General features: G+C 39.6%; 24 protein-coding genes. 12 read left to right on the forward strand and 12 right to left on the reverse strand.

The genetic code is table 11. The features are described 5' to 3' along the window. Nucleotides 1-88: 88 nt before the first annotated feature. Nucleotides 89-352 (forward strand): DUF2798 domain-containing protein, encoded by a 264-nt coding sequence (locus tag PSF11_RS01970; RefSeq protein ID WP_014657992.1) that lies wholly within the window; start codon nucleotides 89-91, stop codon nucleotides 350-352. Between the two features lie 220 nt (nucleotides 353-572). Here PSF11_RS01970 and PSF11_RS01975 read toward each other — a convergent pair whose 3' ends face one another. Further along, nucleotides 573-1,586, reverse strand: a complete 1,014-nt coding sequence (locus PSF11_RS01975) for a LacI family DNA-binding transcriptional regulator (protein WP_036943676.1) — start codon at nucleotides 1,584-1,586, stop codon at nucleotides 573-575. Between the two features lie 356 nt (nucleotides 1,587-1,942). On the opposite strand from PSF11_RS01975, the gene ascF reads away from it, so the two are divergent. Next, nucleotides 1,943-3,382, forward strand: coding sequence for a PTS cellobiose/arbutin/salicin transporter subunit IIBC (gene ascF, locus PSF11_RS01980; protein ID WP_040132984.1), 1,440 nt, complete (start codon nucleotides 1,943-1,945; stop codon nucleotides 3,380-3,382). A gap of 43 nt (nucleotides 3,383-3,425) precedes the next feature. Next, nucleotides 3,426-4,856: a 6-phospho-beta-glucosidase gene (locus PSF11_RS01985; RefSeq protein WP_072502963.1), complete on the forward strand. Its 1,431-nt coding sequence runs from the start codon at nucleotides 3,426-3,428 to the stop codon at nucleotides 4,854-4,856. Nucleotides 4,857-5,321: 465 nt separating this feature from the next. Here PSF11_RS01985 and PSF11_RS01990 read toward each other — a convergent pair whose 3' ends face one another. Next, complete coding sequence (locus PSF11_RS01990; RefSeq protein ID WP_004918323.1) at nucleotides 5,322-5,762, reverse strand: PACE efflux transporter; 441 nt, start codon at nucleotides 5,760-5,762, stop codon at nucleotides 5,322-5,324. A gap of 97 nt (nucleotides 5,763-5,859) precedes the next feature. On the opposite strand from PSF11_RS01990, the gene PSF11_RS01995 reads away from it, so the two are divergent. The 7 genes from PSF11_RS01995 (at nucleotide 5,860) to PSF11_RS02025 (ending at nucleotide 13,609) form a co-directional block, all read left to right on the forward strand. Next, complete coding sequence (locus PSF11_RS01995) at nucleotides 5,860-6,765, forward strand: LysR family transcriptional regulator (protein WP_004918324.1); 906 nt, start codon at nucleotides 5,860-5,862, stop codon at nucleotides 6,763-6,765. Between the two features lie 28 nt (nucleotides 6,766-6,793). Then, a complete protein-coding gene (locus PSF11_RS02000; RefSeq protein WP_014657996.1) occupies nucleotides 6,794-7,117 on the forward strand; it encodes a YnfA family protein in 324 nt (107 codons plus the stop codon). A 533-nt stretch (nucleotides 7,118-7,650) separates the two neighbouring features. Continuing rightward, nucleotides 7,651-10,698, forward strand: a complete 3,048-nt coding sequence (fdnG, locus tag PSF11_RS02005) for a formate dehydrogenase-N subunit alpha (RefSeq protein WP_272682731.1) — start codon at nucleotides 7,651-7,653, stop codon at nucleotides 10,696-10,698. 12 nt (nucleotides 10,699-10,710) lie between these two features. Then, entirely contained in the window at nucleotides 10,711-11,592 is an 882-nt protein-coding gene (fdxH, locus tag PSF11_RS02010; RefSeq protein WP_004918334.1) for a formate dehydrogenase subunit beta, read from the forward strand. Further along, on the forward strand, nucleotides 11,585-12,238 hold the full coding sequence (gene fdnI, locus PSF11_RS02015) for a formate dehydrogenase-N subunit gamma (RefSeq protein ID WP_004918336.1): 654 nt from the start codon (nucleotides 11,585-11,587) through the stop codon (nucleotides 12,236-12,238). Before fdxH ends, fdnI begins: the two co-directional genes overlap by 8 nt. 104 nt (nucleotides 12,239-12,342) lie before the next feature. After that, entirely contained in the window at nucleotides 12,343-13,023 is a 681-nt protein-coding gene (locus tag PSF11_RS02020) for a hypothetical protein (protein ID WP_036943684.1), read from the forward strand. Nucleotides 13,024-13,150: 127 nt separating this feature from the next. Next, nucleotides 13,151-13,609, forward strand: coding sequence for a YbaK/EbsC family protein (locus PSF11_RS02025; RefSeq protein ID WP_036943686.1), 459 nt, complete (start codon nucleotides 13,151-13,153; stop codon nucleotides 13,607-13,609). 10 nt (nucleotides 13,610-13,619) lie between these two features. Here PSF11_RS02025 and PSF11_RS02030 read toward each other — a convergent pair whose 3' ends face one another. Both PSF11_RS02030 and PSF11_RS02035 read right to left on the reverse strand, forming a co-directional pair. Continuing rightward, entirely contained in the window at nucleotides 13,620-14,168 is a 549-nt protein-coding gene (locus PSF11_RS02030) for a GNAT family N-acetyltransferase (protein ID WP_080998005.1), read from the reverse strand. Nucleotides 14,169-14,181: 13 nt separating this feature from the next. Further along, a complete protein-coding gene (locus PSF11_RS02035) occupies nucleotides 14,182-14,622 on the reverse strand; it encodes a GNAT family N-acetyltransferase (protein ID WP_004918344.1) in 441 nt (146 codons plus the stop codon). 289 nt (nucleotides 14,623-14,911) lie between these two features. Here PSF11_RS02035 and agp point away from each other — a divergent pair, with 289 nt between their 5' ends. Both agp and PSF11_RS02045 read left to right on the forward strand, forming a co-directional pair. After that, nucleotides 14,912-16,171: a bifunctional glucose-1-phosphatase/inositol phosphatase gene (agp, locus tag PSF11_RS02040; RefSeq protein WP_072502965.1), complete on the forward strand. Its 1,260-nt coding sequence runs from the start codon at nucleotides 14,912-14,914 to the stop codon at nucleotides 16,169-16,171. Between the two features lie 153 nt (nucleotides 16,172-16,324). Continuing rightward, a complete protein-coding gene (locus PSF11_RS02045; RefSeq protein ID WP_014658003.1) occupies nucleotides 16,325-16,816 on the forward strand; it encodes a GNAT family N-acetyltransferase in 492 nt (163 codons plus the stop codon). 183 nt (nucleotides 16,817-16,999) lie between these two features. Here the strand turns inward: PSF11_RS02045 and PSF11_RS02050 are convergent, their stop codons facing one another. The 8 genes from PSF11_RS02050 to PSF11_RS02085 form a co-directional block, all read right to left on the reverse strand. Beyond that, nucleotides 17,000-17,437 carry a universal stress protein gene (locus PSF11_RS02050; RefSeq protein ID WP_004918350.1) on the reverse strand — a complete coding sequence of 146 codons (438 nt, stop codon included), beginning with the start codon at nucleotides 17,435-17,437 and terminating at the stop codon, nucleotides 17,000-17,002. A 187-nt stretch (nucleotides 17,438-17,624) separates the two neighbouring features. Further along, a complete protein-coding gene (locus PSF11_RS02055) occupies nucleotides 17,625-18,191 on the reverse strand; it encodes a tetratricopeptide repeat protein (RefSeq protein ID WP_004918352.1) in 567 nt (188 codons plus the stop codon). 564 nt (nucleotides 18,192-18,755) lie between these two features. Next, nucleotides 18,756-19,241, reverse strand: a complete 486-nt coding sequence (locus PSF11_RS02060) for an AmiS/UreI family transporter (protein ID WP_036943690.1) — start codon at nucleotides 19,239-19,241, stop codon at nucleotides 18,756-18,758. Between the two features lie 3 nt (nucleotides 19,242-19,244). Next, entirely contained in the window at nucleotides 19,245-20,258 is a 1,014-nt protein-coding gene (locus PSF11_RS02065) for an AAA family ATPase (RefSeq protein WP_060560717.1), read from the reverse strand. Nucleotides 20,259-20,403: 145 nt separating this feature from the next. Then, nucleotides 20,404-21,450 carry an aliphatic amidase gene (locus tag PSF11_RS02070; protein ID WP_004918358.1) on the reverse strand — a complete coding sequence of 349 codons (1,047 nt, stop codon included), beginning with the start codon at nucleotides 21,448-21,450 and terminating at the stop codon, nucleotides 20,404-20,406. A 435-nt stretch (nucleotides 21,451-21,885) separates the two neighbouring features. Further along, the gene (locus PSF11_RS02075) at nucleotides 21,886-22,341 is read right to left on the reverse strand and encodes a DUF1097 domain-containing protein (RefSeq protein WP_014658006.1); all 456 of its coding nucleotides are present in this window, start codon (nucleotides 22,339-22,341) and stop codon (nucleotides 21,886-21,888) included. Between the two features lie 265 nt (nucleotides 22,342-22,606). Next, complete coding sequence (locus tag PSF11_RS02080; protein WP_014658007.1) at nucleotides 22,607-23,017, reverse strand: acyl-CoA thioesterase; 411 nt, start codon at nucleotides 23,015-23,017, stop codon at nucleotides 22,607-22,609. A 212-nt stretch (nucleotides 23,018-23,229) separates the two neighbouring features. Continuing rightward, nucleotides 23,230-24,021 carry a PhzF family phenazine biosynthesis protein gene (locus PSF11_RS02085; RefSeq protein ID WP_036943694.1) on the reverse strand — a complete coding sequence of 264 codons (792 nt, stop codon included), beginning with the start codon at nucleotides 24,019-24,021 and terminating at the stop codon, nucleotides 23,230-23,232. Between the last annotated feature and the right edge of the window lie 74 nt (nucleotides 24,022-24,095).

The raw sequence follows: 24,095 nt of genomic DNA on the forward strand, positions 1-24,095 counted from the left end.
ACTCGTAAGCGTTTACGTTAATCAACGCATATAACTTGTCATGCAACAGTTATATGCTGTTGTGTTCGTCTTATTTGGAGTCTGCACGATGTCTTCACAAAATAAAAATACCCTCTTTGGAATACCTAAACTTCCCACCAGAGCACTGATCTTTTTGATCCCTTTTTTCTTGTCATTAGTGATGAGTGGTATTGTTTCTTTAATCAGTACAGTTAAAGCGTTAGGGTTGAATAGTGAAATGCTAGCACCTTGGTTAAGTTCTTGGATGTTATCATGGATAATTGCTTTTCCTACCGTACTGGTCGTTCTGCCACTAGCGAAAAGATTCTCTCTATTTTTTGTTAAGAGTTAAGTAATCGCCATCCTTATGATGGATGGCGTATTGGTATTATTAAGTTATCTGCGCTTCTTGTGGTAATGCTGGTTTTGGGTAAGCCAAATATCTTGTCAAAGGCTCAATTAATAAAGAATGTGTAGATAGAGATACACATAATTAAAGCCAAATCCAATATCAGAACTTGTAACAAACTCATTGATGGCCACCAAATTCATACGAGATCAATAGTGAGTCGCTACAAATAAGGGCCATCAGCGACTGAATCCCTTATTTTCAATTCAGACGTAAAGATGTTTTCTTTTGAAAAATAGCCACCATCAAGCATCGAAATAGTGCGATGGATCGCCTCATTAATCATTGCACTTATGGGATCTTTAATGCTGGATAAAGCAGGTTTTAGGAAGGGGGCTAATGGAATATCATCGAAACCGATAACGGAAACGTGGTGTGGAACGGTTATACCTGTATCATCCAACGCTTTGATTGCACCAATGGCCATATCGTCATTACTGGCTAGAATAGCGGTGAAAGGCGTCGCTTGCTGCTGTAATTTTATTACGGCCTGAGTACCACAAGATGGTGTCCAGTGACCAGAAATAATTAGTGACTCATTAATATCAATACCATTGGCAGATAAGGCATCTTTATAACCAGACAGGCGTTCAATCGCGGTTGGCGAGTCCATTGAACCAGTGATAAAGGCAATTTCTTTATGCCCTCGGGAAATGAGATACTGTGTCGCATTAAAACTGGCGCCCCTATGATCGCAGACAACACAGTGACTGTGATTTTTTCTCAGTTTACGGTTCACAACCATAATCGGTTGGGTATGTTGATCAATTATTTCATCTATCTGGCTAATACTCAGAAAGCGTGAATATACAATAATCGCATCACAACGCAATCCGAGCAAAAATTGAATCGCAGCATGCTCTTCCTCTGCACTGTGCTTTCCATCAACAAGGAGCAGTTGCCGGCCGTTGTCCTCTAGTTTTTTTGCTGCTTGTGACAGGATTTCATTAAAATAACTGCCCTGATAAAGATTATTGGTCACCACCAAACCAATGCAGGCGGATTTGCTGGTTGAAAGGTGACGCGCTAGTAAATTAGGACGATAGCCGGTTTCTTCAATGGCTTGATAGACCCGTACTTTGGTCTCCTCGCTGGTGTAGCCTTTTCCAGATAGTACTCGCGAAACTGTCGCTTTTGATACGTTTGCCCGTTTCGCTACTTCCTGCATTGTAGACATATCTTTATCCTGACAAATTGATATCAAAATCATTTTACACTTTTATATAGGGAGATGCAGAGGTCTATGTCACTACCAAAGCGGATCCCAGCCAAAACCCAATCCTATTACGTGAAAACTGTCACATAAAAACAATTAAAATAATAAACGTCTTGAACTACTTTCAAATATATTAAATATTATATGTAACCGGTTACCTATTTGTTGCCCAGTAATATAAACACTTAAGCAATGATATTAAATATCTATTAATACATAGGTTTAGGTGCGTTTACAAAAAACCAGAATATGTATTCGTTACGGGTATAGCTGCATACCGCTGAATGAAAAGTGTGATTACAAGAGAGCATTTAATTATGTCAAAGAACTATGTGGCTGTTTCCCGTGCAATTGTTGATGCTATTGGCGGGAGTGAAAATATCACTGCTATTACTCACTGTATGACCCGTCTGCGGCTTGTATTGAAAAGCGATAAGCCTGTTGACCTTGCACGCTTAAAAAGTATCGATGGTGTGCTGGGTGTAGTGAAGATGGACTTACAGTATCAGATCATCATTGGTAATACAGTTTCAAAGGTTTATGAGCAAGTGATCAAGTTGCTACCAGAAGGAGCTGTGCAGGAAACTCAACTTATCGCTAAAAAAAGCTGGTCTTTTCGCCGTGTAGGAAGCGGTATTCTCGATGCTTTAATCAGCACGATGTCACCGCTGATCCCTGCGATTATTGGCGCGTCAATGGTAAAATTACTGGCCATGATCCTCGAGATGTCTGGCATTCTGACAAAAAGTTCCTCCACATTTATTTTGTTCAATGTCATTGGTGATGGGGCATTTTTCTTCCTACCGATTATGGTTGCCGCCTCTGCTGCACTGAAATTCAAAACCAATATGTCGCTCGCCATTGCTATTTCAGGGGTGTTGGTGCATCCAGCATTTATTGAATTAATGGCTAAAGCAGCGCAAGGTCAACCTGTCGATTTTATTGGAATTTCAATTACTCCAGTAAAATACACCTATACTGTGATCCCTGCATTATGCATGACTTGGATCCTCTCTTATATTGAAAAGTGGATTGATAAAATCACCCCTGCGGTTACAAAGAATTTCCTTAAACCGATGCTCATTGTGCTGATAGCTTCGCCGATTGCCATTATCCTGATTGGGCCGATGGGGGTCTGGATTGGGAGTGGCATTTCAGCGCTGGTTTACACTATTCATGACTATCTTGGTTGGTTATCTGTCGCCATTATGGGAGCTATTTGGCCACTGCTTGTCATGACGGGTATGCATCGAGTATTTACTCCAACCATTATTCAGACAATTGCTGAGACAGGAAAAGAAGGCATGGTGATGCCATCTGAAATTGGTGCCAACCTCTCATTGGGTGGCTCATCGCTGGCGGTTGCTTGGCGGACGAAAAACCCTGAATTACGTCAGACGGCACTTGCCGCTGCGGCCTCAGCGATTGTCGCCGGGATCACAGAGCCTGCACTGTATGGCGTAGTAATACGTCTTAAGAAACCTTTAATCGCTTGTTTAATCACTGGATTTTTCTGTGGTGCAATTGCTGGAATCGGTGGTTTAGCAAGTCACTCTATGGCCGCTCCGGGTCTATTCACCAGCGTACAGTTTTTTGATCCACAAAATCCGATGAGTATCGTTTGGGTATTTGGAGTCATGATCTTGTCGGTGGTAATGTCATTTATTGTGACACTGCTACTTGGGTTTGAAGATATTCCTGTTGAAAAACAGGATGATAAACCAAAACAGGTAGCACAGGCTTTATCTCGTTCGTAACAAATAATTATCTGAGTGAATGAATAAATCAGGAGAAACACGTATGTCCACAGTAAAATTCCCCAAGAATTTCCTTTGGGGGGGAGCTATCTCAGCCAATCAAGCTGAGGGAGCATACCGTGAAAGTGGAAAAGGGCTGACCACGGTGGACATGATCCCTTATGGTAGTCATCGGATGCCGGTTAAACTGGGGTTGGAACAACGCTATAGCTTACGTAAGGATGAATATTACCCCAGTCACCAATCTATTGATTTTTATCATCACTATAAAGAAGACATCGCACTGTTCGCGGAAATGGGCTTTAGTGTGTTTAGAACGTCCATCGCATGGAGTCGGCTTTATCCTAATGGTGATGAGTTGGCGCCTAATGCTGAAGGCATTGCTTTCTATCGTGATCTGTTTAATGAGTGTAAGAAATACAATATTGAGCCACTCGTTACTTTATGCCACTTCGATGTTCCCATGCACTTGGTGACTGAGTATGGTTCATGGCGTAACCGAAAAATGGTGGATTTTTTTAGCCGTTATGCGCGAACCTGTTTTGAAGAGTTTAATGGCTTAGTAAAGTACTGGCTTACTTTCAATGAAATCAACATTATGCTGCACAGCCCTTTTTCTGCCGCAGGGCTTGTTTTCAAGGCTGATGAAGATCCTGAACAGGTTAAATATCAGGCGGCTCATCATGTGTTAGTGGCCAGCGCTTTAGCGACATGTATTGCGCATGAAGTTAATCCTGAAAACCAAGTTGGCTGTATGTTAGCTGGAGGGGGATTTTATCCTTGGTCATGTCGTCCTGATGATGTATGGGCGGCACTGAATAAAGATCGCGAGAACCTCTTTTTCACGGATATACAGGTACGTGGATATTATCCAGCTTATGCGACTCGCTTATTTAAAGAGAAGAACATTTCGCTTGTTGTAGAGCCAGAAGATGAAGCGATTCTCACCAATACCGTCGATTTTGTCTCTTTTAGTTACTACACTTCCCGTTGCACTTCCTCAGAAATGAGCGAGCAGAATAGCAGCGAAGCCAACGTCGTTAAGTCCTTGAAAAACCCCTATATCAAGGTTAGTGATTGGGGATGGGGTATCGATCCCTTGGGCTTACGTATCACGATGAATATGATGTATGACCGTTATCAAAAACCACTTTTTTTAGTCGAAAATGGGTTCGGTGCAAAAGATGAAGTGACGGAAGACGGGGAAATTAATGATGATTATCGGATTAGCTACTTACGTAGCCATATTCGTGCTATGGCTGAGGCTATTGGGGATGGTATTCCGGTAATCGGCTACACAGCATGGTCTTGTATTGATTTGGTTGCTGCGTCCACTGGGGAATTAAGTAAACGCTATGGTTTTATTTATGTTGATCTTGACGATCAAGGTAGGGGAACACGTGAACGAAAGAAAAAAAAATCCTTCTACTGGTATCAAAAAGTCATCGCGAGTCATGGGGAGGATCTGGAATAACAGAATCCTCTAGTTCAGTGTTTAACTAGGGGGCTATTAAAACGGTGAAAACGTTCTAGTGTAGCTAAAAAAGTCATTTATGACCGTTACAGAGAAATAGGGTAATTCATGATGGCCTCATTTCGGTGAATTACCTTGAAGCGATGGTTGTTGATCAAAGTTATCGTCGCCAAGGAATTGCGCGAGTTTGATTCTGTATACCCATGAAATCATGGAGGCATGTTACCAGCGAGGAATGTTATCCGCTTCAAAGGAAGGGAAAACGCTCTCTCATTCAGTTGGCTGGAAGGTAGAAAGCGGCATTGTTTGAACGACAACAGTCACTCTATTGAAGAAGTGGGTGGAGTAATGATGGGATGGTCAGTGAATGATAATATGATTGGCTAGTGTTTGCGGGTTATTCTAACTATTTCGTCAACAACCAAATAGCCATCCTTATTTAGGATGGCTATTTGAGTTAGCTCATTAATGACTGTGCTCCTGTTGCGGCAAGGCAGATGCCGGAAGCCCAAATATCTTGTCAAAGGCCCAATTAAAAAAGAATGTGTAGATAGGGATAAAAATAATTAAAGCAAAATCCAATATCAGAGCTTGTAACAAGCTAATTGATAGCCACCAAGCAATCAATGGAATTAGAAAGATCACCAAGGTTAATTGAAATAAAACCGCATGGGCAAACCGGCGGCGAAATGTGCGAATTCGGGATTTCTGTTTGGATTCCCAATATTCAAAAGCGACATTGAAAATAAAGTTCCAACTAACGGCGATAGTGGTTATTACCAAAGCCAATGGCCCAGTTGTACCCGCTGAATTCCCCGAAAGAAATGCGAGTGCTAATGATGAAATCACCCAGCCAATCACTTCATAGGCGGTGATAAAAACAATTTTACGCTTAATACCTTGCATGTTTTATCTCATTTACTGTGTCGTCAGGTCTGGTAAATTAAATCAAGATTGATGATAATAAAAGTCAGCTACTATCAATATTATTGAAAGGTTAGAGATGCCATTTAACAGTGATAATTTAATGATCTTTTTAACGGTATTAGAAAAAGGATCTTTTTCAGCAGCGGCAAGGGCATTACACCGTGTGCCGTCCGCGGTGAGTATGGCTATCGCCAATTTAGAGGCGGAGTTGGGCTTTTTGTTGTTTGAAAGGCATACAAGGGAGCCTAAACCAACCGAAAAAGCGCTGGCCTTAGCACCTTATGCACGTAATATTGTGGATAATCTATGGCAGTTGAATGTATTTTCTCGCGAGTTGACTCAAGGGGTAGAAAGTACGTTAACGATTGGAATTGCGGAAGGAATTAACCCTGATTTATTATTTGATGCGCTAAAAATATTGAGTCAGCGCTACCCATTAATGCATGTGGAATTAATGACCGCGCCTCAAGATGATATTTTACCTTTATTGCATCAAAATCATATTCAATTAGCCATTGCATTTGGTGGTATATCGGTCAATTCACAAGAGCAGTTTCACTGTATTGGCTATGAGTCTTTAGTCGCAACCATCTCATCAAAACATCCATCAATTGGGCATTCAGCTTCCTTATATATGGAAGATCTCGTGCAAACTCGTCAAATAATTATTACTAGTTTTCAGCATCAGCTCAGCGATATTCGTGCTGTAGTTGCGACTAATTATTGGCGAACAGATAATTTTTCAATGGCATTGGGATTAGTTGAAGCTGGAATGGGATGGGGAAATTTACCCCTCTCTTTAATTAAAGATAAATTACAGCAGGGTTCACTGAAACGATTAGAGTTTAAAAATACGCCGAATGGTTTAGAGCTACCGATACATATTGTTTGCTTGAAAGGTCAGGTGTTAAAGCGTGGTGCACAGGAATGTATTGAATTATTAAAGGCAAATAATCAATTAATGCAATCTTCCCGTGTTTGAAAACGGTTCTAATGTAGAGAATACTTTTATGTCACTAAACATTATTGGTTTATTCTTTTTAACGGCGTTAGCTGAGATTGCAGGTTGCTATTTCCCGTATTTATGGATGAAAAAGCAAGGTGGTGCATGGTTACTTTTGCCTGCTGCACTATGTTTAATGTTGTTTGTTTGGTTGCTGACGCTCCATCCTGAAGCAAGTGGGCGAATTTATGCAACATATGGGGGGATCTATATTGCAACTGCATTGATATGGTTGCGTATAGTCGATGGTGTATCATTAAACACAACGGACTGGGTGGGGGCTGTAGTAGTATTTATTGGTGCTGGTATTATTATTAGTGGCTGGAAATAGCGTTTAATTTTAAATTAATATAATTAGTTAACGCTTATTAATGAAAAGGGATTTTTGTTTTTAGTTGGATGATTATTTGAATTAAAGTAAAATTACGTATTCCTAAAGTTAAATTTAATAATAATGATAAATAGCGCGTTATTTGGTTTAAGTTTTATTTTTGTTTGGTCTTGTGGTTTTTATATTTTGATCTGAATTGTATTTTTGCAATTTATAAATTTATCGTTAATTGATCTGTATCAATATTTAAAATAGCTACTCTATTGGTAGTATATTTAATTGGAGATTAACTACTCAGTTAATATTAATTTACCTTTTATTTTCACATTCATTGATTTTAGGCAATATATAATTATCATACGCTGATATTCTGCGACCGACTTATACCCATTTTGTTTCAAGTTGCTTAGTGTTGGACTGCACCGATTAATTCGAGTTATAGAATTTATCTTTGTCTCGAAATAGCGTTGTTAGCCACCTATCGCATGCTTGGATTATTTAGGGTAATGACAATAAATATAAAGAGGGAAGCAATGAACGTCAGTCGCAGAAAGTTTTTTAAAATCTGTGCCGGCGGGATGGCAGGTACTACTGTAGCAGCGTTAGGTTTTATGCCAGCAACGGCAATGGCCAATGTACGTGAATATAAATTACTACAGTCTAAAGAGACTCGTAATACTTGTACTTACTGTTCTGTAGGGTGTGGATTATTAATCTATAGCATGGGCGATGGTGCCATGAATGCTAAATCCGCTATTTTCCATGTTGAAGGAGATCCTGATCATCCTGTTAACCGTGGAGCTTTATGTCCTAAAGGGGCGGGCCTACTTGATTACATCCATAGTGAAAATCGACTACGTTATCCTGAATATCGCGCACCAGGCTCTGATAAATGGCAGCGTATAAGTTGGGATGAAGCTTTCACCCGTATTGCTCGGTTAATGAAAGATGACCGAGACGCAAATTTCATCGAAAAAAATGAACCAGGAACAACGGTAAATCGTTGGTTATCGACAGGGATGCTTTGTGCATCCGCGGCGAGCAACGAAACCGGTATGTTAACTCAGAAATTTGCACGCTCCCTCGGGATGTTAGCGGTTGATAACCAAGCGCGTGTCTGACACGGACCAACGGTAGCAAGTCTTGCTCCAACATTTGGTCGCGGTGCGATGACCAACCACTGGGTTGATATCAAAAATGCTAATGTCGTCGTTGTGATGGGCGGAAATGCTGCGGAAGCACATCCTGTTGGATTCCGCTGGGCAATTGAAGCGAAAAATAACAACGATGCCACACTGATTGTCATTGATCCACGTTTTACGCGTACGGCATCAGTGGCTGATCACTATGTGCCTATTCGCTCAGGTACTGACATTACCTTCTTGTCAGGGGTACTACTGTATCTGATAGAAAATAACAAAATTAATAAAGAGTACGTACAACACTATACCAATGCGGCACTCTTGGTAAGGGATGATTTCAGCTTTGAAGATGGTCTATTTAGTGGTTATAACGCGGAAAAACGCGCTTATGATAAGACCACGTGGAACTATCAATTTGATGAAAATGGTCATGCGTTGCGTGATGACTCTTTACAACATCCTCGTTGTGTATGGAATTTGCTCAAACAGCACGTTTCTCGTTATACACCCGAAATCGTCGAACAAATTTGTGGTACACCAAAAGATGACTTTTTAAAAGTCTGCGAAATTTTGGCTTCAACCAGCGCTGCCGATAGAACAACAACGTTCTTATATGCGTTAGGTTGGACTCAACATACTGTTGGTGCACAAAATATTCGTACTATGGCGATGATCCAATTGCTGCTCGGCAATATGGGTATGGCTGGTGGTGGGGTGAATGCGCTGCGTGGTCACTCAAATATTCAAGGGCTGACGGATCTCGGTTTGTTATCAACAAGTCTACCGGGATATCTCACTTTGCCTTCTGAAAAAATGGTGACAGTAGACAGCTATTTAGCTGCTAATACACCAAAAGCAACGTTGCCAAATCAGGTTAACTATTGGAGTAACTATCCAAAATTCTTTGTCAGTTTGATGAAGTCTTTCTATGGTGATGCTGCGCAAAAAGATAATCAATGGGGCTATGATTGGTTGCCAAAATGGGATCAGGCTTATGATGTCATGAAGTATTTTGACATGATGAGTAAAGATCAAGTTAATGGCTATATTTGCCAAGGTTTTAACCCTGTTGCATCGTTCCCGGACAAGAACAAAGTAGTTAGCTGCTTAAGTAAATTGAAGTACTTAGTTATTGTTGACCCTTTGGTGACGGAAACGGCTAATTTCTGGCAAAACCATGGTGAGATGAATGACGTTGATACGGCATCTATCCAAACTGAAGTGTTCCGTTTGCCATCAACCTGTTTCGCCGAAGAAGATGGTTCGATTGCTAACTCAGGCCGTTGGTTGCAATGGCACTGGAAGGCAGCAGACGCACCGGGTGAAGCACGTAATGACGGCCAGATCTTAACCGGTATTTTATATAAAATCCGCGAGCTTTATGAGCAAGAAGGCGGGAAAGGTCGTGATCAATTAATGCAGATGCGTTGGGATTACAAACGCCAATTCCATCCTGAATCAGAAGAAGTTGCGAAAGAGAACAATGGCGTTGCATTGGTCGATTTGTATGATGCTGACGGTAATTTGCAAGCCAAAAAAGGTGAACTGCTTAGCTCGTTCGCACTGTTACGCGATGACGGCTCTACGGCCTCGTCTTGCTGGATTTATACTGGTTGCTGGACCGAAAAAGGGAACCAGATGGCAAACCGTGATAACAGTGACCCATCAGGACTCGGAAATACATTAGGTTGGGCGTGGGCATGGCCACTGAATCGCCGCGTGATTTATAACCGTGCATCTTGTGATACACAAGGTAAGCCATGGGATAAAAAACGGATGTTGATCGAGTGGAATGGGAAAAAATGGGTCGGTAATGATATTCCTGACTTTAATGCTTCGGCACCTGAAGTCGGTACTGGGCCATTTATCATGCAACCTGAAGGCTTAGGCCGTCTATTTGCAATTGATAAAATGGCGGAAGGGCCATTCCCTGAACATTATGAGCCGTTTGAAACCCCATTAGGTACGAACCCGCTACATCCAAATGTCGTTTCTAACCCAGCGGCACGTATTTTTGAAGACGATAAAAAGCGCCTTGGAAACCATGAGCAGTTCCCTTATGTCGGAACGACTTACCGCTTAACGGAGCATTTCCATACGTGGACGAAGCATGCGCGTTTAAATGCGATTGTGCAGCCTGAACAATTCGTTGAGATCAGTGAAACCTTGGCGAAGGCAAAAGGTATTGCAAATGGCGATAGAGTCAAAGTGAGCAGTCAACGTGGCTTCATTAAAGCAGTAGCTGTTGTGACACAGCGCTTACAAACGTTGATGGTCGATGGTAAACCGATAGAAACGGTTGGGGTACCGATCCACTGGGGCTTTGAAGGTGCAACGCAAAAAGGCTTCATTACGAATACGTTAACACCATCCGTTGGTGACGCAAACTCTCAGACACCTGAGTATAAAGCGTTTTTGGTTAATATAGAGAAGGCGTAAGGGAGGGAACGAATGCAATCTCAAGACATTATTAAACGTTCCGCGACCAACAGTATTACGCCTCCACCACAAGCGCGTGATGATAAGTTTGAAGTTGCGAAACTCATTGATGTAACGTCCTGTATTGGTTGTAAAGCCTGTCAGGTGGCGTGTTCGGAATGGAACGACATTCGTGATGAGGTCGGCCATTGTGTGGGGGTTTATGACAACCCTCTGGATTTGAGCGCTAAGTCATGGACAGTGATGCGTTTTAGCGAAACGACTGAAAATGGCAAGTTAGAATGGCTTATCCGTAAAGATGGCTGTATGCACTGTACGGATCCTGGTTGTTTAAAATCTTGCCCTTCAGCAGGCGCTATTATCCAATATGCAAATGGTATTGTGGATTTCCAATCTGAGCACTGTATCGGTTGTGGTTATTGTATTGCGGGATGCCCATTTAATATTCCTCGTTTAAACCCGAAAGATAATCGAGTTTATAAATGTACTTTGTGTGTGGATAGAGTCGCGGTAGGCCAAGAGCCAGCCTGTGTGAAAACCTGCCCAACAGGGGCTATTCATTTCGGTACTAAAAAAGAGATGTTGGAATATGCCTCTGAGCGTGTCGATAAACTACAAAAACGTGGTTTTAAAAACGCAGGGATCTACGACCCTAAAGGCGTGGGCGGTACACATGTGATGTATGTACTCCAACATGCGGATAATCCAGAGTTATATCATGGGTTACCAAAGGATCCACAAATTGATACACCGATTAACTTGTGGAAGGCAGTCTTGAAACCACTTTCAGTAGTCGGCTTTATTGCCACTTTTGCAGGGTTGATTTTCCACTATGTTGGAGTTGGCCCTAATAAAGAAGTGGATGATGAAGAGGAGGAAGATGGTCATGAGTAAAAAGAGCAAAATGATTGTTCGGACAAAGTTTATTGACCGAGCATGCCACTGGACCGTGGTTATCTGCTTCTTTTTAGTTGCTTTGTCTGGGATAGCGCTCTTTTTCCCAACATTGCAATGGTTGACTGAAACCTTTGGTACACCACAAATGGGGCGGATCCTACATCCATTTTTTGGTGTATTAATCTTTGTGGTGTTGATGTTTATGTTTTTCCGTTTTGTAAAACATAACATTCCAGATAAACAAGATTTACCTTGGATCAAGAACATTGTTGAGGTTCTTAAAGGTAACGAACACCATGTTGCAGATGTAGGCAAATATAACGCAGGACAAAAAATGATGTTCTGGAGCATCATGAGTATGATTTTTGTACTCTTAGCAACAGGGATCATTATCTGGCGTCCATATTTTGCGCATTTATTCCCAATGTGGTTAGTACGCTGGAGTTTATTTATCCATGCGGCGGCGGCAATCATCTTAATTCACGCTATTCTGATCCATATGTATATGGCATTTTGGGTTAAAGGCTCGATTAAGGGGATGATTGAAGGGAAAGTCAGTCGTCGTTGGGCGAAAAAACATCACCCTCGTTGGTATCGAGAAATTGAAGCAAAAGAGGCGGAAACGGAAAAAAACAAATCGTAACGCTTTCCATTTTTAATTCAAAGCCACTGCAATAATGCGGTGGCTTTTTTTTGGCGATTTTTTTGTTAGTGTTAATGGTTCGTGCATATGCAGAGGAAAAAAACATGCGGGCTGACCAATATATTGCTTACTGTTCCGTTCGAGCATTAAAACGAGAAAAAGACCGTTCATTATTACGTAAAATGTCTTATGTGAAATATTGGGTTTTATGTAACCAACAAGGCGCAGAAGTTATCCGAGAAATTCAGGTGGATGATTTTATCGAACAGTTACGCCGTTATTTAAATATAACAAGAAACAGCCAATACTATTTTAATCAACAGCAACAAATCGTCATCACTTGCGATAAGCCTACTTCAATAGTTTTAACTTTAGAATGGGCAGATGAAAGTGCCATATTTGTTGAATCAGTATCAGAGCAATCTCTGTCATCATTGCAAAATGAAGGGAATAACTTGCAGGCATTTTTGCTGACGCTGCAAAAAATTGAACAATTAGCTGAACAAATCGGTGAAACAGGATTTGCTGCTATTTTTAAATCGCAAGCAGAAAAACTCCAAAAGCCAGTTGAAGATAATGAGATGCTTTGTGAACGATTATTTGATGTGGCATGTGGCGCTTGGGTATTCGGTGGTATGGGGTCATGGAATGATTCATCCCCATTTTTAGCTTATGAAAAAGGGTTAGAAGCAGAATATGATAGGTTAACCAATGAACTGTATCACCATATAAACCTTGCGCTTCGTTATTCAGCAAATCAATGTGCGTGTGACCCATTGAACTGAAACAGCACTTTTTCTGAAAAACAAACATAAAAAGCAGCATAGCTTAGAACAGCGACTTCAATTATCGGAGCGAAGTCAGCGACATACATTAACAATCACTTGCAAACAACAATAAAAGAGTACGACTATGAGTATTGAATCTGTTAGACGCTTTATGGCTCAACATGCGCCGGATATCGACATTATTGAAACCGATGGCGTGACGGCTACCGTTGAGCAAGCTGCCATCGTTCATAATGTTGAGCCTAACCAAATAGCGAAAACCTTATCATTGAAAGTGAAAAATGAGGTTGTGCTTGTGGTTTGTGCTGGAGAAGCTCGATTAGATAACCAAAAGGTTAAACAGGCTTTAGGCTCGAAAGCGAGAATGCTCAGAGCCGATGAGGTGGTAGAGCTAACCAGTCACCCTGTTGGGGGTGTTTGTCCATTTGGTTTGCCTTCCGAACTCCCTGTATATTGCGATATTTCATTGCAACAATACAGTGAGGTACTGCCTGCTGCTGGCTCTGTAAACAGTGCGCTGAGAATATCGCCTCAACGGATGCTCGAGCTGACCAAAGGTGCTTGGATAGATATTTGCCAATAGTTGTATCGATTTACAAATAAGGGTTTTGTAGGCGATATAACACATGTTCTTGTAGCCAATGGCCTTCAGGGAGTGCTGGATGAGCGAAGTTTTCAGCCTCCTTGGTCATCCCTAATTTTTTCATCACGCCTTCAGAAGGGGTATTGGCGACCGCAGTGAATGCGACAATTTCTTTTAGTTTAAGTTGATTAAAAGCGAATTGGATAACAGTCTTGGCCGCCTCTGTTGTATAGCCTTGCCGCCAATATTGCGGAAGTAATCGCCATGCGATTTCTGTGCAAGGGGAGCAAGGAAGCGGATATTCTGGAATATTTAATCCAACAAACCCAATCAGTGAATGGTTCGATTTTAATTCAACGGCCCATATGCCCCATCCTCCTTGGGTGGCAAATCGTTCCATAATCGTGTCCATCATTTGATCACTTTGTGATTTATTTAATACCGAAGGGAAGTAGCGCATTACCTCCGGTGAACTATTCATATCAAAAAAACGCTCTTTATCTTGTTCGGCCCAGCGTCTTAAACGTAAGCGAGGCGTTTCAAGTTCTATGATTGACATGTGAAACCTTGTATTATTTTGTGGTTAATTGCATGTGGAGAATGGGGAAGGGGTTACCTTCACCATCCGTTTCAGAACGAGCAAATTGTGTAAACCCCATATGTTGGTAGAAACCAACAGCCTGTGGATTCTGCTCATTGACATCAACTTCATTAATGCCCAGCTCTTTTATGGCAAAATTGAGGAGTTGTTTACCTATTCCTTTACCCCGATGAGCCGCTGAAATAAATAACATTTCAAGTTTATGTTGATCAACGCCAATAAACCCACTTATTTGGTTATTTTCATCTATTGAGACATAAGTTGCCAATTGGGGAAGATATTGTTCACGGATTGCCACTTTTAACGTCTGTAATATATTTTCAGGTAAAAAATCGTGCGTTGCTCTGACGGATGACTCCCAAACAGCCATAATTTGCTGGTATTGTGCAGGAGTAGCAGGTTGAATACCCATGAATGATGCCTTTAGCCCAATGTCGTTTCTTTGAGTGTATTGATTAATATGCCGTAGCGCAATTTTAAAATAGCTTTCATAGAAATAGCGTATTTATCCTTAATTGAGGGAAAAACAGCAGGCCAAGTCTATTTTTGAGATATTAATCGCAGAAAAAAAAGTCAGTTACTTCATTATAACGGAATGTTAATTTTATAGAAAAATAATCATAATGGGATTGTTTTTATAGAATATTAACGGCAGGAATCATAACGATAATATACAACAACAAAATGGTAGGGAGCTTTCGATGAAATATAAAGTTTTAACAGTTTGTTTATCAGCCGCATTGCTTACCCCAATGACTCCAGTACTTGCAAATACCGATAATGTCGAAAATATGCAACTTGACCAAGTTTTATTATTAAGTCGTCATAATTTGCGCACACCGATTGTGAATACGGGGATCTTAACTGAAGTTACCGATAAAAAATGGCCAGCTTGGGATGCGCAAAGTGGCTATTTAACAACAAAAGGTGGTGCACTAGAAGTGTATATGGGGCACTACTTTAGAGAATGGATTGAGCAAAATAAATTAGTTCCCGATGAATTATGCCCAACGGGTAATGAAGATCTTTTCGTTTACACGAATAGCTTACAAAGAACCATTGCAACGGCTCAATTTTTCACTGCGGGCGCATTTCCTGGGTGCACAGTGAAGATCCACCACCAACCTGAAATAGGTAAGATGGATCCTGTTTTTAATCCAATCATTACTAACGATAGCCCTGAGTTTAAACAAAAAGCATTATTAGCCATGGAGGAGCATTTAAAGGGCCTCAGCCTTAAACCTGGTTATGATGAATTGGATACCGTGCTCGACATTAAAAATTCGGAGAAATGTAAGACCGATAAACTCTGCGAGCTTTCATCGCAAACAAACAGTTTTATTATTGAAGCGAATAAAGAACCGGGGGTTGTTGGCTCACTTAAAATAGCGAACTCGGCAGTAGATGCTATCGATTTGCAATACTATGAGGGTTTTCCTGAATCACAAGTGGCTTGGGGTATGGTCAACACGGATGATAAATGGACTAAATTAAATACCCTTAAAAATGGTTATCAGGAAACGCTATTTTCCCCCAAATTGATTGCGAAGAATGTGGCTCACCCATTATTAAATTATATCAATAAGGGCTTTGTTTCCGCTGATAAAGGTGAGACTGCTAAATTTATTATGTTGGTTGGGCATGACTCAAATATTGCTTCCTTAATGTCAGCAATGGATTTCAAACCTTATAAACTACCTGATCAATATGAATATACGCCTATTGGTGGAAAATTGGTCTTCCAACGTTGGCATGATAAGAGCGATAAGAAAGACTATGTTAAAGTGGAGTATGTATATCAAACAGCAGAGCAACTTAGAAATAATAGTTACCTGTCTTTAGAAACGCCACCAAAACATGTCACGCTAGAAATGAAAAATTGCCCAATAGATAAAAATGGATACTGCTCTTGGGAAGATTTCCAAAAAGTGATGAAATCAGCATTAGATCAATCAAACTAAAATAGCCTCTATTTATTGCCCGTGGCCTTGCGGGCAATAAATATCATCTGTATATATACTTTATATTTCGCATGTTAAAACTCACGGAATGGACCCCCGTGTGTGTGTTAGCATTTGTTTTTTACACAAGATAAATCGATAAAACTGGACAAAATGAATATCCAATTACAACGTTTAAGTCAAATTAACTGTCATGACATCATCGCATTAAATACTCACCCGCTTGTATTAGCGCATATGCCGCTAGGTGATAATCAATTTGATGAGACTTTTTGCAAGGAATGGGTCAAACAGAAAGAGCAACACTGGCAAACACATGGCTTTGGTGTGTGGGCATTAACTTTTGATGGCGTATTTGGCGGTTGGGGTGGTTTCCAAGATGAAAATGGAGACGCAGATTTAGCGTTAGTGCTTCATCCAGATTACTGGGGATACGGTAAAAATATTGCTAAAAAAATAGTTGAGCAAGCGGCGGCTCAACTGTCATTAACGTCGATAACTATCCACCTCCCACTAAGTCGAAAAAAACTGGGCGCAATTAGGCGCTATGGTTTTATCGAAGAGGGAGAGGTGGATTTTGATGGGGTGGCTTTTAAGCGTTTTCGATTGAAACTATCATCGTTAATGAAGAAAAAACCCTGCTAAAAAGCAGGGCGTGAAAGCCACGAAAATGTTTATGAGCCTTCAATTTAACTGATAATCTTGTGTAATAGTCTTATAAATTGTGTGTATTTATTATCTCTTGATATCATCGTAAAAAGATGATCTTGATGAGTTTAAAGGCTGAATATTTTATTAAAAAATCTATTTTTTGCTATCGCATTTTTATTATCGAACGACTAAAACTGAAGTTTTTGCATAGCGTACGACAGATGCTGCATTAGACCCTAACAGGTATGTTGACATACTTGGATGGCGAGAGCCGATTAAAATGAGATCTGCATTGATTTCCTCAGCGATAGCCAAGATCTCATCTTTCACGGAGCCGACAGAAGAGGTGACGTGGATCTTATTTTCTGGGATAGAGAAGCGTTTAACTTTCTCTTTTAATTCATCGAGAATCACTTCGGCTTGCTTTTCTTCGTCAGGGAAATCACTAGGAAGAATGGTTCCACCATAGCGCAAATAGTTAGAAATAGGTGCTGTGACAGCAAGGAAATGAACTTCAGCGTCATTTAATTTCTGAATTGCATTAACATGGGGTATGACGAGATCAGTCAGTGCATCTTCGCTAACGTCGATCGGAACTAAAATAGTTTTGTACATAAATCCTCCTTTTTATCTTTTATTTTATAAGTTTAGAACATTTCAAAGCATATTGAAATTAATCATTAATATTTTAAATGTAATTAGCTATTTTGGTTAAAAATGAAAGGGGATAACTGTTCTGTGTTGAAAGTAGGGGAGGAAAGTATCACTGCTACGGCTTGTAGCAGTGAATCAAACGAATAGATTACTTTTTACAAGCTTCTTTTAAACCACCTTTACAGGCTTTATTTAAATATTCGCTCGCTGCTTTATCATCCATTTCTGTACCCTCACCATTTTCATACATTTTACCGACTTGGTATTGTGCTGGTGGGAACTTTTTATCGGCTGATTTTTTAAACCAATCAAAAGCAATAATGTAGTTTTGTTTCACTCCAACGCCTTGATAGTATATCTGCCCAAGGTAATTCTGGGCTTCTGCATTGCCTTGATTGGCGGATTTTTCAAGCCAGTTGATTGCGGTTTCAATGTTAGGTTCAACGCCATTACCATTTAAGTACATGTCGGCTAAAAAAAGCTGTGCATCTGCGTTACCCTTATTGGACGCCATAGTTAACCATTTTTTAGCTTTAGGATAATCTTGTTTTATCTCTTTGCCTAGGTAATAGCCAATACCTAGCATAACTTGCGCTTTGATATCACCTTTTTTGGCTTCATTCTCCACAATTCTTAACGTCTCTTTTGGAACTTCCGCGAAACTTGAGTGAATAGAAAGAATGAAAAGTAACAGTAATGAGTAGATTTTATACATAGTGCTATTAATATCTTATTGTGTCAGTGAGCAAGATAAAGATAGTGATTCGTTTTTATATGAAGACATAGATCAAGCGAATAATAACATTATCAACAATCGTTGTTAGGGTTAACCAATAAATTTTACGTTAAATACTCTACGTCGCCAAACATAGAATATCAATGTGTTTTAACGTTTTTTATATGATGGAAGATATTTCAATGTGATGAATCGATATCACGCAGATTATGTGTATTTTTAATATAAAACAAGGCATGGGGTGAGTTAAATTCAGATGGTGACGGAGTGGGAGTATTTTATAAGTTTATTATATTGTAATTAGCATATTATATAGTATTTTTCGATATGCTGGTTTTTTTTGCTAATGCTGGATTGGGATAGTTTTTTTGAAATATCAAGCATGCTAAAGAATAAATAAAAATCAATTAACAACCCCTTAAAAACGGCATTTAAAGCCGGTTATTTTTAGGCATTTTCTTAAACGTATAATTATTTAAATATAAGTTAAAAATCGTTAACACCCCCTAGCAATTTAGGGGATGTTGTTATTTAGACGTTATTTTACCAGGCGTTAGTTACCATCATTAGCCCAGGTAAGGTGCAAGTCACAATACCGATTACCAAAGTTAACTCACCGAGATATTTAATGGTTTTATTAAGTGAAAATACGCAGAAAAATAGAAACCATAGAATAGCCCAAAGCAACCATAGTGCAATCATTCGAGCATCAGCACTTGTGTAGTAGGCGTAGAATAAAGCATTAAAAAAGACGAAAAGGCAGTACCAACCAAATAGTTTCCCTGATAGTGAATATATCTTTATAAAACTGAGAAAAATATAAGTGAATGTAAATAACATTGATTGGGCAATGGCAAGGTATGCAGTATTTTCTTTAGCATTTACCATTAAAACAATATTGCCAATTAAGCAGAAAAAACCAATAATGCCATTGAATATTCCTGTTTCTTTGTTGTCATATCCTTTAATGATAGAAATACCGTTAATGATTAAAACGCTACCAATAAAAATGAGTAATAGGCCATTCATTTATCACCTCTTGAGGGAGAATTGATTTTTTTCGACAGTAAATTCTATGTGCTCTCTGCTTTTTTCATGTAATATTACATCGGCAACTAATGGTTCAATATGAATTTTAAATATTCGCTTGATATCTCTTACCCCGTAGCGACGATCGCACATTGAATTTATTTTCATTTTTGTTGCAGTATCCAGTACTACTGTGACGGCGTTTTTAGCGATTCTTTTATTGAGTTTTGAAAGTTCAATATCAATAATTTTACTCGCTTGTTCTGAATCTATTTTATTAAAGCTAATCTTTCTATCGATACGGTTAATAAATTCAGGTTCGAATTTATTTTCTAACAATTTTAGTATTTTTTGCTGATGGTATTTTTTGGTGAATAAATGTACTAACCCCTGTTTTTCATTTAAAATATCTCTAGAGCCTAAATTGGAAGTCATAATAATAATGGCATTTTTGAAGTTAATAACTTTCTGGCCATTTGCAAGGCTCAATTCACCAGTGTCAAGAATATTGAGCAGTGTTCTAATCACTTCTTTGCTTGCTTTTTCTATTTCATCAAATAAGACAATACCTGGTGTACTATAGCTTCCTTCGATTTTATCTATATCAAACAAGGAATATGATTCTTTACTCCCGGCGTAACCGGGAGGTGCACCAGATAAAGATGCGGCATAATGATCTTGAGACAACGTATTCATATTTATGCGACAATAATGTGCTTTACCATTATTAAGCGCTTTTGCTAAAGCGATCACTGTTTCTGTTTTACCAACACCAGTTGGCCCAAGAAATAGCATGGTACTTAGTGGCCTTTCGGGATCAAAAATATTGGTTTTAATACAATAAAGAATATCCTTTAACTGTTTTAAAGCCTCCTCTTGGCCAATAATAGTATTTTCAATATATTGAATGACTTTATCAGGATCAAAAATAAACCGGAAATGGCCCATCTTTTTTTGGGGCTCTGAAATGTGTTTTTCTTTATGACTTTCAGCTAGCATATCATTAATAAAGGGCATGGATTATTCCTAAATAGTGATAATTTATTAAGTAGTAAATCAAGAAAAACTATTTATATAAAATACGATAATATTCCCCGTTGTTGACGCATACGACAACGTTTAAAAATAACAATTTATATTTAGTAAATTTATAGTTTATTCATTAGCCTACAATTTTTATTTTATTGCCATCGGTTGGTAAATTGTAAACTTGGCACTCTGAAACACCGATAGTCTCTCTGGTTATGCTTTCAACTTGCTGTTGAGTTTTTTCTGCATCTAGAACCCAACTACGATAAAACTCAAACGGGCACTCTGCGAGACCTTTATCACCATCACCTGATTGATAAATACCGGTGTAACCACGATGTAATATTTTAAAGAGATGGTTTTGTGATTGGTCATATCGACGCGCATCGCGAATTTCCGTGACGGAAAGTTGCGCGTATTGGACGCCCATCTCTTCTTCACCACATTCGCCCAATGTGTGACCATCAAAACCAATAATAGCGGAATGACCAAAGTAGGTATAAACACCGTCAAAACCTGTTCCATTCGCCACGGCGACATAACAGTTATTTGCCCACGCCATGGTTTTTGCCATCATAATTTGCTGCTCTTTGGCAGGATACATATAGCCTTGGCAGCGAATAATTAACTCAGCGCCTTTCATTGCACAATCACGCCATATTTCAGGATAATTACCATCATCACAGATGATCAGACTTATTTTTAACCCTTTAGGTCCTTCTGAAACATAAGTTTTATCGCCAGGATACCAACCTTCGACAGGGCACCACGGGATAATTTTGCGGTATTTTTGTACAATATTCCCTTTGTCATCAATTAAGATAAGAGTGTTATAAGGGGCTTTTAAGGGATGTTCTTCGTGCTGTTCACCTGTGATTGAAAATACGCCCCACACACCATTTGCTTTACATGCAGCTGAAAAAATTTGTGTTTCATCACCCGGTACAGTTGCTGCCGTTTCCATCATCTCTTCATGATCATACATAATGCCTTGAGTGCTGTACTCAGGAAAAATAATCAGATCAAGTCCTGGAAAACCGGTTTTCATTCCTGCAATAACATCTGAGATTTTATTTGCATTTTCAATAACTTCTTTTCGATTATGCAAACGAGGTATTTTATAGTTCACAACCGCAACACCCACTGATGTTGGACTACTTGAAATATCACCATGTCTCATAAGTTTCCCCTTTGTGTCATTTTGATGTTCGTTTTACGACTAAGTAAATATAGTTATTAAGTTACAAGTGGGGGGAGTAAATGGCGCCGAAATGTGATTGATGTCGCATTTTTATAATGAATTTTGTGGGGTTATTTAATTGTTTGATTTTATTAGCTAATTTTTTCTTAAAGAGTGTGTTTTATCGTTTATATGGGGTTTTACTTGGTCAATCACAGAAGAGGTAATGGGGGATAATAACGAAAATTTGTGTAATAAATTTATTTTTATATTGTGATTTTGATTTAAATTAATGATAAATGTTGGTGATGGGCGCGCTTAGCTGTTTTTCAAAGTTTAATCTTTAGTAGAGGGTTGTCGTTCTTATTTGTAAAAAATCAGCACAACTAACTGATCAATGTCATGATAAAACGGCAACCCCGTAAAATTGAAATGTCACTTTAATTTTTCAGATAACCATAAGCCACTTTTTTTCATTAAATAACCGAATAAGACCCCCACCAATAATGAAGGAAGGGCGGCTGTCCATTCGCCTTGAGAGGCAAAAAGAGCACATGCGCCAATAAATGTGCCGGGAATATATGATAGCCATTGCTGCCTTGCTTGAATGCACATCATAAAAGCCACAATACCCGTGATCAAATATTCCAATAAATTAGGAATACCATTAAACAAGGTATCGCTGTGGAGCATAATGAGACCCCATGCGACTCCGCTGGCGGTAGTGAAGAAGGTAATGAACAACCCTTTAATGCCTTCTTTTGGATAAGCAAAATAAGCGGTACAGCCTAAAAAACCAGCCCACCCAATCAGCCCTAACGAATTCGCTAACCACGCCCAAACGGCTGACAAAATCGCGGTTGTTAAAGAAATAGAAAAAAGTATTTTCACAGTGATTCTTAAATAATGATTAAAGTTAAACCAGAATAGAAAATGAACCCGTCATTCTCTTGACATGTTTATCGAGCCATCTATCGGGAGAGGTTATCGAAGGGAGGGGATTCTATCATTAGCTAATCAAGTAAAAAAAAGCATTTGATCAAGATATACGCGGAAATTTTCCTATCTAGATTGAACGTGTTGTTTTTAGACAGCTAGGTAGCAGGTGAGTGCCTGTTGAACGGGTTCGATTGACAGCTTGCTACCTAGATATACACTATTCCATATCAAATAACGGTGTTGGTTTTCCGTTATCATCAACGGCAACAAAATTAAATTGACCATGGATCACTTCTTCGCGTCCTTCACGATACATATCTTCTAAGAATATCGACACATTGACAGTCAAACTTGTTCGACCAACGCGGCTAACTTTACCGACTAATTCGACGATGGTGCCAGAAGGAATCGGGTGAGTGAAATTGATTTTTTCGGTTGAGACTGTCACTAAGCGTTTACGGCAAAAACGTGTTGCGGTAATAAAAGAGACCTCATCCATCCAAGCGAGAGCGGTACCACCAAATAAGGTGTCGTGGTGGTTAGTGGTGGTTGGAAAAATAACCTTTGAAACACTTGTGATAGAACCTTCAATTTTTTGCGTGATTATCTCATCAACGTCAGAACGCATAATATGGCCTTACAATAATTGCTGTGGAGACGATATTCGTCATACTTCAAATGGCAGCATTGCTGACGGCATTGATGCAATAATGGCATACATTTGTATGTATTTAGTGGCATATGCGTCGTCGCCTAGCTGCCTTTCATCTATCAACTCAGTGTAATATGCTTTTAAAATAAATTACACCGATGATATTTCAAGGGTAAATATATTAGTGATCATAGATGTATATGACCCGTTAAAAACAGTGTTGCCTCACCCGTTAATTTTACCCGCTGATCTTCAACCGCACATAGTACGACACCACCACGAGCCGATATTTGATGGCCGACTAACTGATTTTTATTTAAGCGAGCCGCCCATAATGGGGCAATGGCACAATGCGAGGTACCTGTGACGGGATCTTCATCCACGCCTTTAGCTGGGGCAAAATAGCGTGAAACAAAGTCGATATGTGGTTCATGACTTGCTGCTGTAATTGTTAGGCCAGGTAGAGGCAGTGCAGCTAAAGCAGACATATTTGGAGAGCAGTGTGCCACTTGGTCAGGGCTACTTAAGAAACAGACATAGCGATCTTTAGCTAGCCACAATGCTTCAATTTCAACCCCCAAAATATCGGCTAGCTGTGGGTAATCTGCAATTGAAGCGGGTTGTGTGTTGAGAATAGGGAAATCGAGAGTAAACCCACTGCCATTTTTATAAAGCGTCAGCTCCCCTGAGAGGGATTTAAAAATAAAAGGGTTAATGGGGTGTTGCCTAAACTGATTAAGGACAAATGCAGCCGCTAATGTGGCATGCCCACAGAGATTGACCTCTACCGCCGGTGTGAACCAGCGAATATGATCCCCAACTAAAAATGCGGTTTCTGATAAATTAATTTCAGCCGCAATCGCAATCAATTGGTTATCTGGTAACCATTCATCAAGTAATACGACCGCGGCAGGGTTGCCTTGAAACTGGGTATTGGTAAAAGCATCAACATAGAAAACAGGCAGTGTTGAAAGACTCATAACGGTTTCCAAAAGCAGGTTAAATAGGGGAAAAGTATAGCGTTAATTAATCACTAACATAATAGTTTTAAGGA

This window comes from Providencia sp. PROV119 (assembly GCF_028482435.1).
Lineage (GTDB): Bacteria > Pseudomonadota > Gammaproteobacteria > Enterobacterales > Enterobacteriaceae > Providencia > Providencia stuartii.